Genomic DNA, 12,232 nt, shown 5'->3' with positions numbered 1-12,232 from the left:
TCGAGCATATCAATAAATGCATCTCTACTAAGTCTATGACCTATTTTTGTGCCCATTTTGATATAGATGAACCTTCTTTACGAATGAAAATCGTGAAGAATTGTGATTGGGTCTATGAACCGTCCAACCCATACCACAGCCGATTGAAAAAGCATCTTCAAAGATGGATTGACATCTTAAATGAACCAGATCTATCGTTTTCNAGACATACAGCCATTAAACATTGATATAGGAACCAATCAATCAATGACTACTGCAAAATATGCCAAAGAAATTGCTGAGGCAATAAAGAGAGCCTTTAAAAAAAATGTTATAGAGGAAAATGTAGACTACACAATCCACATACAACCGATTATTGCCTCGCTTGGGATAAGCCCCAATTATGGCTTAGAAGTCTTTCAAAAAATTTATAATATGTCGCCCCGAACATATTTATCCGATCTTAAGCTGCAAGAAGCTAAAATTTTATTACAACAACCCAAAATGTCTTTAAATGAGATCTCAAATCGTTTAGGTTATAAAAACCTGTCCCACTTTAGTAGACAATTTAAAAGATGGACTGGAGTAAATCCTTCGGACTTTCGCAAGAAAGCTAATACTTAGGCATACGGAAAGATCTGAGACGACTGTGACAATCGGACAATCTCCGGATATCGGTCCTAATGTGGATGAAGGTCGGGCGGCGTTCCCTCACCCTACCGGCTCGCCCGGCAGCGTGACTGTAACCGCCGTTCCCTCACCGGGCCGGCTCTCGGCGGCGACTGTCCCTCCATGAAGCTCCACGATCTTCTTCACGAGGGAGAGTCCCAGGCCGCTGCCTCCCCCGCCGGCGCTGCGCGCTTTGTCGGCTTTGTAGAACCGCTCGAAAATACGGGGCAGATCCTCCCCGGATATCCCGACCCCCGTATCGGCAACCTTCACCTTGATGTTCCGGCCACTCTGCCGTGCCGTAACCGTGATCAATCCGCCCTTTGGCGTGAATTTAACGCTGTTATGCAGCAGATTGCTCCAAACCTGGCCGAGCAGATCCTCCGCTCCCGTCACCGTCAGCTCTTCCAGCTCCGCCTCGACTTCGATGTTCTTCCCGATCCACTGCGGCTCGCATGCCAGAATCCGGCTGCGGAGCTGGCGGTCCAGCCGGTACGGCTTCGTCTCCGTCGGAGAACTGTCGCCCTCCAGCACCGACAGCTTCAGCAGACTGTCGCTGAGACCGGACAGCCGTGCGCTCTCGGACTCTATAATGTCCAGATAATGCTCCCGGTCCTCCCGGCTGATTCCTTCGCTGCGCAGCGCCTGGGCGAAGCCCCGGATCGACGTCAGCGGCGACTGGATTTCATGGGAGACGTTCGAAATGAAATCCTGCCGCATCGTCTCCATCCGGCTCAGCTCGCTGGCCATCTCGTTGATTCCTTCCACCAGCTCACCGAACTGGCCGTAACGCTCTGTGTTCTCCACAACCACGGAGAAGTCGCCTTTGGCGATACGCCGGATTGCCTCCATGACCGGGATGAAGAAGGCCCGTTCCCTGCCGCGGCCGAACAAGGAGATCACCCCGCCGATCAGAAGCACGATCAGGAATCCGAGCAGCACCGCCAGAAGCTGAGAGACGTATTTGGAGGACGGCGCCCCATAATGCCGATAGAGAGCATGCATGATGAAGTATCCCGCCGTCCATGTACCCGTTAATGCCGTGAAGATAACCATCATTCCCAGCGCGGCCTTAAGACCCATAAGCAGCTTCTTCATTCGATCCCCTCCAGACGGTAGCCCAGCCCTCTGACCGTGCGGATCACGAAGCCGTACCGTTCGCCCGGGAACCGCTCGCGCAGCCGGTTGATATGCACGTCCAGCGTGCGCTCATTGCCCTCAAAGTCATAGCCCCAAATCTCTTCGATCAATCTCTCGCGCGCCAGCGTCTGCCCCGGATAGCTCGCCAGCTTGAACAGCAGCTCGTATTCCTTCAGCGGCAGCGTCAGAACGCCTTCCTCGCTATGAATTTCATACGTCTTGCGATTCATCTTCAGCCTGCCTACAGTCACGCTCTGCGCCGAAGATATCTGGTATCGCTTGAGCAGCGCCTTCACCCGGGCGAGCAGCACCGGCGGCTCGAACGGCTTGACCAGATAATCGTCGGTGCCGAGCTCGAAGCCCTTGACGATCTGTGAGGTTTCGCCTTTCGCAGTCAGCATGAGCAGCGGCAGATCGGAGTCGCGTCTCAGCTCCCGGGTCAGCTCCCATCCGTCCACATTCGGCATCATGATATCGAGAATAACCATATCAACCGTCTGGTCCATCAGGAAATCGAGGGCCTCCCTGCCGTCGGCCGCCTCGAACACCTCCATCCCCTCAGCCTTCAAAAAGACGGCCGCCAATTCGCGGATGTGCGGATCGTCGTCCACTACCAGAATTTTGGCCATGTCCGGTGTCCTCCTCTCTCTTGTCAAGCTCCGCCGCATCGGAACCGCCAGCCTCATTCGTTCCCGCCACCTGCAGCTGCTGAAGCGCAAATTCCCGGTACAGCTCGTGTTCCCGCAGCAGTTCTTCATGTTTGCCTCTGCCCGTAATCTTGCCTTTCTCCATGAACAGAATCTGATCGGCATTCACGACCGTGGACAACCGGTGGGCGATAACCAGCGTCGTCCGTCCCTGCATCAGATTGGACAAAGCCTTCTGCACGACGGCCTCGGACTTGCTGTCCAGACTTGAGGTTGCCTCATCCAGCATCAGTATCTTCGGATCGCGCAGAAGCGCCCGGGCGATGGCGATCCGCTGCCGCTGGCCGCCGGACAGCTTCACGCCCCGCTCCCCGACATCGGTATTGTAGCCGTTCGGCAGCTCTTCGATAAAAGCGTCGGCATACGCCATGGCGGCCGCCCGCTTCATTTCCTCCGGACTGATCTCCCTATCCAGGCCGTAGGTGAGATTCTCTGCGACTGTTCCGGCAAGCAGCGGGCTTTCCTGGGAGACATACCCGATGCTCCCCCGCCAGGAGGACAGGGAGAAGTCCGTGATGGACGTACCGCCGAGCGCAATGCTTCCCGCAAGCGGCTCATAGAAACGCTCCAGCAGTCCGAACAGAGTCGTCTTACCCCCGCCGCTCGGCCCGACTATCGCGGTCACCTCGCCCGGACGGATTTCACAGCTTACACCGCGCAGGACAGGCTCTTCGCTTTTGTAGCCAAAGACGACGTTCGCAAGCGTGATCGGGAGATTCCCTCCGCCCTCCGCTTCCTTCCCTACGTAGCGTTCCTCCTCATGACCGAGCGTCTCCATAATCCGTTCCGATGCGCCCATCGCCTTCTGAATCTGGGTGAAAAAGGTTGTCAGCTGCGTCAGCGGCATGACAATCTGGATCAGGTACAGAATGAACGCGACCAGTTCCCCGGCCGTCAAGGCTCCGCTCGACACCTGCATCCCGCCGTAGCCGATAATAACGACAAGCAGCATCATGAAGACGAGGGAGACGAGCGGGCTGATCCACGCGCCGACCTTGCCCTCGCGGATGCCGAAGGTTAGCAGTCTGCCGATGCTGGCTCTGCCGGACTCATATTCCCGATCCTCCGCCCCGGACGCCTTGACCAGCCGGATCTCCGAGAGCACCCCGCTCAGATTGGCCGTAAATGACGCCGTCTCATCCTGCATGCCTTTCGAGATCCGGTACATCATCCGGCCGAGCGGCACGAGAATGAGCGCGGACAGCGGCAGTACGGTGAACAGGACGAGCGTCATTTTCCAGTTGAGATAAAAAAGCACCGACACCGAGCCGACGATCGAAATCAGTCCGGTGAACAGGCTGGCGGCATGCTCCGAGACGAGCGTCTTGATAATGCCCGTATCATTCGTCATCCGGCTGACGCTTTCGCCTGTACGGCTGTCATTGTAATAGGAGACCGGCAGCAGCAGCAGCTTGCGCCACAGCCGTTCCCGAAGCCCCGCCACCATCTTTTGGCCCGCGTAATTCAGCAGGTAGACCGAAACGCCAGCCGCGATCATCTGGGCGATAAAAGCGCCGGCTATGCCGGCAATCTGCAACCCGCTGATCGAAGACAGTTCGAAGCCATCAACCAGTCCCTTGGTGAACATCGGGATCACGAGAGAAACCAGCGTGGAGATCACACTGAGCGTTATCGCAAGCGCGAGCAGGCCGTAGGGAGGCCTCGTCTCCTTGAGCAGCTTCAGAAAAGGACGAAGGGACTTAACGTCCCGGGATTTCGGATCGGCCTTGGCCATTGAAGTTCATTCCCTTCTTCACAAGTATAAGGACAACATACACCTTCCCTGTAAACTGGATTTAAACTCGAAAATCCCCCGCCTTCCGGTAGTCCTCCGGAGTATTCATATTAAGCAGCGGAGAGGGTCGGTCTCTCTGAACGCTTGAACACAGGGACTCCGGCACCTGCCGCACGTCCAGGTGCCGCAGCCAGTCCATGACCTTGAAGCGGCCTGCGGCAAGCGCTTCTTCCAGGAAAGGCAGAGCGTCCCGGTGATATAGTCCCAGGAGCGGCTGAAGCCGCCCTTCCGCCGACACCGGCAGAACAGCCTGCGGCGCACCGCTTCCCGCTGCCATATCCTCTGCCGCGCGCGCTGCCATACAGTGCAGAAAATCCGCCGTGACGAACGGCAGATCGCATGCAACCGCTGCGTACCACTCCGCGGGCGAGTGCATCATCCCGGCGTGAATGCCCGCCAGCGGGCCGCAGCCCGGGAAGATGTCCGGCGCCTGCGGAAGGTTCAGGAAGCGGTATTCCTCCCGCTCCCTCTCCCCGCAGGCGATGACGACCTGCGCTGCGATGCTCCGCAGCGCTCCGGCGGCCCGGGAAATCGACGGCATTCCGCCGATATCCAACAGCGCCTTGTCGGTTCCCATCCGCGACGACCGCCCGCCGGCCAGAACGATGCCCCCAACGAAGGGGGGCCGTTGTTTTTCACCTTTATGAACTCCGAACAAATCCCAATCCCCCTCCAAAATTCCTATATTGCTGGAAAAATCCCATTTTGCTGGTTTGTATCCCTTTTCAACACATGATACAGTGAAGATAAGCGGCGTCCATCGCCGGCTCTAGTTCGAATGAAAGGCATTTGCAGGAGGAGACATCCCATTGCAGGCAAATAACCGAATTCAATCTACTTTTGGATCATTAAAATTGTTTAATTTTCTCGTCTACGGCACCATGGTGTTATTCACCAGTTACTTTCAGCTCTACCTTCAGGATGTCGGCATGAACAAACTGGAGATCGGGCTCCTGCTGTCAGTCGGCCCGTTCGTCTCGATCGCCGCCAATCCTTTCTGGGGAATGTGGACGGAGCGATATCAGAATATCAGAGTAATCGTGCTGCTGATGCTGGCCGGTACGCTGTTGTTCTCGCTGCTCATTTTTCAGGCCAATACATATGAAACGATTTATATCGCGATGATTCTGTTCTACTTCTGTCAGACCCCGCTTTTCGCCCAGAGCAATACGCTCGTGCTCAGCTACACGGAAGGAGACGCCAGGCGGTTCGGTTCGCTGCGCCTGTGGGGATCGCTCGGATGGGCGCTTACGGCTATCGCCGCAGGGCCGATCGTGCAGTCAGCCGGTGTGCCGGTTCTGTCCTACCTGTTCGCCGGACTGCTGGCCTTGTCCATGCTGTCGCTTGCCTTTTTGCCAAAGCTGCAGCAGCCTGCCTTTACATCGCCGAATCCGTTCCGGGGCTTCCGGCTCGTATTCAGAAATCCGTATTTTCTGGTGTTCATCTTGTTCGGCGTTCTCGTCTCGATTCCGAATACGATCAACACGACCTTCATGCCGCTGTATATCAATGATATGGGCGGATCGAAGACGATGGTCGGACTGGCCGTATTTCTCTCGTCGATTCTGGAATTCGGCGTCTTCTGGCTGTGCAGCCGATACCTGCGCCGCAATATTGCGACCCTGCTCGGCTGGCTGGCCCTGGTCAGCGTCCTATTCGTTCTCCGCTGGTGGCTGATGGCCCGGTCCACCACTCCGCTGGAGGTAGCGTTCATTCAAATTCTGCATTCTGTCACCTTTGGCGGCTTCTTCTTCGTCGGAACCCAGCTGACTATGCTGTTCGTACCGGCCCCCGTCCGTTCCTCAGGACAGATGCTGTTCACCTTGACCTGGAGCGGCATTTCGGGCATGATCGGCGGCGTTCTCGGCGGGTGGCTGTTTCACTATCTCGGTGCCCAGAGCATGTACGAATTCTGCCTCTTTCTCGCCTTGATCGGCGCGCTGGGGTATGGCGCGATGTGGCTGTTCGTCAAGAGCGGCAGCTACCGGCCGGTCTCGGCCGGGAATGAGGAAGCGGAAGACGAAGAACCCTGAGTCAGCCCAAAGTCGTCTCACACGCGGCGCAGCCGTTTAAACCACAGAAGGGTGGACTGCCAGGCCAATTGGCCAGAGCGGTCCACCCTGTTTGATTTGACACCTAATCAGGGCTTCTCATGCGCCTTCATCGCCGCCTGGCCGCCCGCATTTTCCTCACGCGGTTATCCCAATCTTAACATATTTCTACAGGTCCTTGCTCTGAAAACGCCACAAGCCGAGCCCTAGCATCACACCCGTGTAAATCAGCGTATACGCCAGAAATGCCGGAGACGGTGCGTTCCCGACGCCGAACACGGACAGCATGCTGTCCATTCCGAATCCAGCCATTTCCTGGATGTCTGACAGGTTGAACAGCCGATCCAGCATCATGCGCTGCACCCCGTCTGTCGGCATAACGAGCATGAGCAGACCCGATATCTGGTTCAGCGTTGCGAACGCGCCTTCCTTAAGCGAAGCGAACTGGCTCGATACTTTCTCGATCATTCCGCCCAACCAGCCTGCGCCGTACAGCATCGTCATCAGTACACCGTTGCCGATCGATGACAGGAATGTCGAACCCAGCATCGAGACGCTAACGAGCAGCGGAACGAGAAGCGCATACAGCAGATAAGCGAGCAGCAGCGACTGCGGATCACGCGGAACGGCGACGTGGAAGGATGATATCAGCAAAATCGAGGCGAACAGCAGCAGCGCATACAGCATGCAGAAGCTGACATATCCAAGCCAGCGGCCCAGATACCATTTCCAGCGCGGAAGCGGCCGGGGCAGGAGCGCCTGCATCACGCCGATCTCCGCCTCCCCGGACACGGAGGAAGAGGAGCTGAAGATCGACAGAAACGCCACGACAAAGGTGCCGAAGAAGAAACCGAGGCCCAGCACGAAGAGGCCGCCCCCATACCGCTCAATCAGCCGCCCCGGATCATCCGCCGGGAGACCGGCGCCAAAGTCTCTGCCGATCGACGATGCGATGAACCAGAATGTGATCAGGAAGACGGCAGTCAGGATGAGCGTCAGAGTCAGCACTCTTTTGCGAAGCAGCTCCTTCCAGGTCATTTTCCATATGATGTTCATGCCCGTTCCCCCCTGTGGTTCTTGCCGGCCAGCTCAGTGACGAACCATTCCTCCAGCCGTGTCTGGGCCCGGGCGCTTTCGTACAGAATGATGCCTTGTTCGATCAGCAAATGATGCAGCCAGCCGGCCTGCTCTTCATCCACAATTTCCGCTTCCAGCACCGCCGCCCCGTCTGCCTGCGCCCCGGACATGACAATCTTCAGTCCGGTCTCCTCCCGTAGCCATTCCAGCAGGCGCGGTTCCCAGCCGCCGACACGAAGCCGCCATACCGGAGACTTCCGCAGCACCTCGTCCACCGTTCCCTGACTGAGAATCTTGCCGTCATTCAGCAGCGCTACCCGATCGCACAGCATTTCGACATCCTCCATGAGATGGGAATTCAGGAAAATCGTGACCCCCCGCTCCTTCAGCTCTCTCATCAACCGCCGAACGTCACCCCGGCCAATCGGGTCCATGGCCGAAGACGGCTCATCAAGGAACAGAATGCGGGGATCGCCGATCAGCGCACAGGCAAGGCCCAGCCGCTGCTGCATTCCCTTGGAATAATGCTTCACCCGGTCGCGCGAACGCAAGCCGATGCCGACTCTGTCCAGCATCTCCGGCACCCGGCGAGCGATTTCCTCCCGGGACAGGCCGCACAGCCTTGCATGCAGCTCGACCACCTCGCGTCCGGTCAGCCACTCCTGATATCGGTACAGCTCCGGCAGGTAGCCGATCATACGCCGGGCCGCCACACTGCCGATCGGCTCTCCAAACAGCGAAGCCCGGCCTTCCGTAGGGAAGGTCAGGCCAACAAGCATTTTGACGCAGGTGCTCTTGCCTGCGCCGTTGGGACCGAGGAAGCCGAAGGCTTCCCCTTCCCTTACTTCAATATGGATGTCGCTGCAGCCGCGGCCATTCGGATACCGCTTCGTCAGCCCCTCCGTTTTGATCGCGATCACGGCTCGACCAGCTCCCCTAATTTGTCACGGAACGCCTGGCCGATTTGCTCGGATTGACCGCCGGAGCCGTTGGAAACCGTTGCTGTCGTCATGACGCCGTCCTTGACCCAGATCGCATTCCAGGAATGATAATGGTCTCCATACGAATTTTCGGTCAGAATGACGGGAACTTCATCAATGTCAAGCCGTGTCGACTGCCCCTTCGTCATGACGGGAAGCGGAAGCTCTCCGTTCTCCAGCAGGTTGCCGGCGCTAAGGCTGTTGCGCAGCGCTTCCGGCAGCAGCGGGAATTGCAGCACGGTGTCCAGCGCATCCTGGACATCAACGGAAGGATCAACCTTGACCTTCGGCGCTTTCATCTGCGATATTTGAACGCCTTCGCCAATGCCGTCCAGCTTGACCATATAGTTCACAGCCGGTTCGGTAACGAGCGTAACCTCCTTGCCGTCAACCGAGGACGGGAACAGCTTCATGGCTCCAAGCTGCTTCATCGTCTTGTTGATTTCCTTCACGTTCAGCTTAAGGGAAATCTCCGAATCCGCCGAGACGTAGAACCGGTCTGCGTCATCGGCCTGCGCCTGCGGCAGCAGCTTCACGCCGGTCAAGGCCTCCGCCTGATCACGGCTGTATCCGCCGCTCTGGGTTCCGCTCTTCACCCGGAATTCGCCGTACCGGTTAATCTGCTCGCTTGAGACGCCCGACTGGAAGACACTGTTGAATAACTGCTCCATATCGGCTTCGTTCACCTCGGTTACTTTCTCCATCCGGAAAGTGCCGAGAATCGACGCCAGCGCCTTGCTTCCGGCCGGGGTAACGGTTACAGCCAGCACAGTCGCCGCAACTACTGCGGCTGCCGTCCAGCGGCGCATCCGCCCGTTCCTTACGTGGCGCGCTGCGGCAGGCGCTTCTTCCTTCTTCATTACGGCGGCGGGTCCGCTCCCGGCAGCCGCTTTCCCGGATGCCAGGCGGCTGTCCGCCTGAATCCGCAGGTCCCTCGGCGCCTCTCCGGCATCCACCTTCACTAGTTCCTCCGCCGGAGCCGGATGAACGGCATGCTCCGCCCGCAGTTCTTCCTGTCCAGCTTCCATAGTCCGCCGTTCCAGCGCTTCCCATGCTGCGGAAGCCGGCTCCCGCTCCAGTGTCTTTCTTATCCGCTCCCACGCCTTGTCGGTGACATCGGCGTTCGTCATTTCATATTCACGATCTGTTGTCGTCATCTGTATTAAGCCTCCTCATGCCTGATCTATGTGCGGCCGATGCCCGCTTGTCAGAAGTGCAGACTCCCGCACACTCTGGTCCAGCATTTCCTCTTATGTTCCGCAGAGCTTTTCCTGTCAGTGAAGCTCCGCTCCCGCTTCCGCCGCCTGGCGACGCAGCCGCTCCGTCGCCCGGGAGAGCAGCGTGCCCATGACCTGGGGCCGTACGCACAGCTCCTCCGCGATTTCGGCGTAGCTGTAACCGGAGTAGCGCAGCAGCAGCGCTTTGCGGTCCCGCTCATCCAGTCCGTCCAGCCACTGCCGGACCTCCTCCTGGTCAAGCCGCCGCATCCATTCCTCCTCGCCTGATGGCGAGGAACCGCCTGCCGGCTGCTCCCGCTCTGTTTGTTCAGCCAATTCGCGCTCCCTCGCCGCCCGGCCCATATAGTCGTAGGCAAGGCGAGTGCTTACCCGGTGCAGCCAGGCGCCGGGAGCCTCCAGATTGTCGGGCGGTTGTCTATACAGCCTCAGAAACGTCTCCTGAGCGAGATCCTCCGCAACCGCTTCGTCCCGCAGCAGCGCGGTCAGCTTGCGGAGCACTCCAGGATAATATTCATAAAAGATTTGTTTAAACAGGGAAGATTCCGGAAATCCCAAGATTGTTCCTCCTCTCTTGCTGCAGCTGTTAATAGACGGCCGGGAAGGGGCTTTTGTATCAGGGAATAAAAAAACTGATCCTTCACCCGGCTTCCGGTTCACGGCAGCCGGGATAGATCATGGGGGAGCTCGGCGAGCATCGTTTCGATAATGTGAGGGGTACGGATTCGGCGGAATAAACAAACCGGCGCCGGCAAGGCACCGGCGCCAGTAAGCTGGAGGGTTCTTCCTGCCGCACTAATGCAGGAATTCCTTTCCTTTATGAGAGAAGCTTATTCAGCTGTGTCCTTCCGCAGCAGCCCACGATTCTCAGCCTTCCTTGGGCGGCTGATAGGAGCTCTTGAGCTTGACGATCAGATTGAATACCGGCTTGCCCGGTGCTGAGTACCGGCTGTCGACATTGAAATAGCCGTGACGGAAGAACTGGAACTTGTCCTGCGGCTTGCTGTCCTTGAGCCCTGGCTCCACAAAGCCATGCAGAATCTCAATCGAATTCGGATTGAGCTGGTCGAGGAAGGTCGGCTCCGGCTTGCCTTCGCCTTCATCCTCTCCGGCCTCCCCTTCCGGCTGCTCGGCCAGAATAAGGGGCTCGTACAGGCGGAATTCGGCTGGAACGGCATGCTGCGCGTCTATCCAGTGCAGCGTGCCTTTGACCTTCCGGGTGCTGGTCTTTGTATCGGGATCGTAGGTACAGCGCAGCTCAACAACTTCGCCGTTCTCGTCCTTGATCACTTCGTTGCAGGTGATGAAGTACGCATACTTCAGCCGCACTTCGTTGCCAGGGAACAGACGGAAGAACTTCTTCGGCGGATCCTCCATGAAATCATCCCGTTCAATGTAGATTTCACGGGAGAACGGAACCTGGCGGACGCCCATTTCCTCGTTCTCGATATTATTCTCCGCTTCAAACCACTCCGTCTTGCCTTCCGGGTAGTTCGTGATGACGACCTTGAGCGGACGAAGCACCGACATCGTGCGCGGCGCCTTCAGCTTCAGGTCTTCGCGGATGAAATGCTCCAGCATCCCGAGATCTACCAGACCCTGGCTCTTCGAAATGCCCGTCTCGAACACGAAATTGCGGATTGCCTCCGGCGTATAGCCTCTGCGGCGCAGACCGGAAATGGTCGGCATACGCGGATCGTCCCAGCCGTCCACATGGCCTTCGTCCACAAGCAGCTTCAGCTTGCGCTTGCTAGTCACTGTCTGGGCCAGGTTGAGGCGGCCGAATTCGTATTGATGCGGCGCTGCCGGCACTTCGCATTCGGCGATCACCCAGTCATAGAAGGGGCGCTGATCCTCGAACTCCAGCGAACAGAGCGAATGCGTGATGCCTTCGATGGCATCCTCCAGCGGATGCGCGTATGTGTACATCGGATAGATGCACCACGTGTCGCCCGTGTTATGATGATGGGCTCTGGCAATGCGATAGAGCACGGGGTCGCGAAGGTTGATGTTCGGCGAAGCCATGTCGATCTTGGCGCGCAGCACCTTCTCGCCATCCTTGAACTCGCCTGCCTTCATGCGCCGGAACAGATCCAGGCTCTCCTCCACGCTGCGCTCCCGGTACGGACTGTTCTTGCCCGGCTCCGTAAGCGTGCCGCGAAGCTCGCGGATTTCGTCCGCGCTGAGGTCGTCCACATACGCCTTGCCCTTCTTGATGAGCAGCTCCGCGCGTTCGTACATTTCGCCGAAATAGTCGGACGCGAAGCGGAGATTTTCCCATTCATATCCGAGCCACTTGACGTCTTCCTCAATCGATTTGACGTACTCCGTATCTTCCTTCAACGGATTCGTGTCGTCGAACCGCAGATTCGTCTTGCCGCCGAACTCGGCCGCCAGCGTGAAGTTGATCCAGATCGCCTTGGCATGTCCGATATGCAGGTATCCGTTCGGCTCGGGAGGAAAGCGGGTAAGAACCTCTTTTACCTTGCCGGAGCTGAGATCTTCGTTGATGATATTTTTAATGAAATTGGAGGGGGTGTTCGGTTTCTCCACAGCAATCAACCTTTCCTACTTTAAGTCTGGTCTTCTTAATATACCC

Annotated in this window: 11 protein-coding genes; 2 read left to right on the top strand and 9 right to left on the bottom strand. The window is 57.5% G+C overall.

Annotated features, from left to right (window positions below; genetic code table 11):
- Positions 1 to 180 precede the first annotated feature (180 nt).
- Positions 181 to 603: a helix-turn-helix domain-containing protein gene (locus tag KIH86_RS05820; RefSeq protein WP_223110343.1), complete on the top strand. Its 423-nt coding sequence runs from the start codon at positions 181 to 183 to the stop codon at positions 601 to 603.
- Between the two features lie 87 nt (positions 604 to 690).
- Here the strand turns inward: KIH86_RS05820 and KIH86_RS05815 are convergent, their stop codons facing one another.
- The 4 genes from KIH86_RS05815 to mobA form a co-directional block, all read right to left on the bottom strand.
- Entirely contained in the window at positions 691 to 1,746 is a 1,056-nt protein-coding gene (locus KIH86_RS05815; protein ID WP_223081293.1) for a sensor histidine kinase, read from the bottom strand.
- Positions 1,743 to 2,417, bottom strand: a complete 675-nt coding sequence (locus KIH86_RS05810; protein WP_223081294.1) for a response regulator transcription factor — start codon at positions 2,415 to 2,417, stop codon at positions 1,743 to 1,745. Before KIH86_RS05810 ends, KIH86_RS05815 begins: the two co-directional genes overlap by 4 nt.
- A complete protein-coding gene (locus KIH86_RS05805) occupies positions 2,347 to 4,230 on the bottom strand; it encodes an ABC transporter ATP-binding protein (RefSeq protein ID WP_223081295.1) in 1,884 nt (627 codons plus the stop codon). The genes KIH86_RS05810 and KIH86_RS05805 overlap by 71 nt, the downstream gene beginning before the upstream one ends.
- A gap of 61 nt (positions 4,231 to 4,291) precedes the next feature.
- A complete protein-coding gene (mobA, locus tag KIH86_RS05800) occupies positions 4,292 to 4,948 on the bottom strand; it encodes a molybdenum cofactor guanylyltransferase (RefSeq protein ID WP_223081296.1) in 657 nt (218 codons plus the stop codon).
- A gap of 151 nt (positions 4,949 to 5,099) precedes the next feature.
- Between mobA and KIH86_RS05795 the strand changes: the two genes are divergently transcribed.
- Positions 5,100 to 6,323, top strand: coding sequence for an MFS transporter (locus tag KIH86_RS05795; protein WP_268964118.1), 1,224 nt, complete (start codon positions 5,100 to 5,102; stop codon positions 6,321 to 6,323).
- Between the two features lie 186 nt (positions 6,324 to 6,509).
- On the opposite strand, the gene KIH86_RS05790 is transcribed toward KIH86_RS05795, so the two are convergent.
- The 5 genes from KIH86_RS05790 to KIH86_RS05770 form a co-directional block, all read right to left on the bottom strand.
- Positions 6,510 to 7,397, bottom strand: a complete 888-nt coding sequence (locus KIH86_RS05790) for an ABC transporter permease subunit (RefSeq protein WP_223081297.1) — start codon at positions 7,395 to 7,397, stop codon at positions 6,510 to 6,512.
- Positions 7,394 to 8,338, bottom strand: coding sequence for an ABC transporter ATP-binding protein (locus KIH86_RS05785; RefSeq protein WP_235775280.1), 945 nt, complete (start codon positions 8,336 to 8,338; stop codon positions 7,394 to 7,396). The genes KIH86_RS05790 and KIH86_RS05785 overlap by 4 nt, the downstream gene beginning before the upstream one ends.
- Positions 8,335 to 9,555 (bottom strand): hypothetical protein, encoded by a 1,221-nt coding sequence (locus tag KIH86_RS05780; RefSeq protein WP_223081298.1) that lies wholly within the window; start codon positions 9,553 to 9,555, stop codon positions 8,335 to 8,337. The genes KIH86_RS05785 and KIH86_RS05780 overlap by 4 nt, the downstream gene beginning before the upstream one ends.
- Before the next feature lie 117 nt (positions 9,556 to 9,672).
- Entirely contained in the window at positions 9,673 to 10,191 is a 519-nt protein-coding gene (locus KIH86_RS05775) for a sigma-70 family RNA polymerase sigma factor (protein WP_223081299.1), read from the bottom strand.
- 309 nt (positions 10,192 to 10,500) lie between these two features.
- On the bottom strand, positions 10,501 to 12,186 hold the full coding sequence (locus tag KIH86_RS05770; protein ID WP_223081300.1) for a glutamine--tRNA ligase/YqeY domain fusion protein: 1,686 nt from the start codon (positions 12,184 to 12,186) through the stop codon (positions 10,501 to 10,503).
- Positions 12,187 to 12,232 lie beyond the last annotated feature (46 nt).

This window comes from Paenibacillus sinensis (assembly GCF_019904155.1).
In the GTDB taxonomy this organism is placed as follows: Bacteria; Bacillota; Bacilli; order Paenibacillales; family Paenibacillaceae; genus Paenibacillus_AQ; species Paenibacillus_AQ sinensis.
The sequence above is the reverse complement of the archived record's forward strand: the minus strand, read 5'-3'. Positions and strand labels throughout refer to the sequence as shown.

Excerpts from the sequence above, each read along its gene's own strand:
- KIH86_RS05815 (WP_223081293.1), bottom strand. The coding sequence starts at position 1,746 with ATGAAGAAGCTGCTTATGGGTCTTAAGGCCGCGCTGGGAATGATGGTT.
- KIH86_RS05790 (WP_223081297.1), bottom strand. The coding sequence starts at position 7,397 with ATGAACATCATATGGAAAATGACCTGGAAGGAGCTGCTTCGCAAAAGA.
- KIH86_RS05805 (WP_223081295.1), bottom strand. The coding sequence starts at position 4,230 with ATGGCCAAGGCCGATCCGAAATCCCGGGACGTTAAGTCCCTTCGTCCT.
- KIH86_RS05780 (WP_223081298.1), bottom strand. The coding sequence starts at position 9,555 with ATGACGACAACAGATCGTGAATATGAAATGACGAACGCCGATGTCACC.
- KIH86_RS05810 (WP_223081294.1), bottom strand. The coding sequence starts at position 2,417 with ATGGCCAAAATTCTGGTAGTGGACGACGATCCGCACATCCGCGAATTG.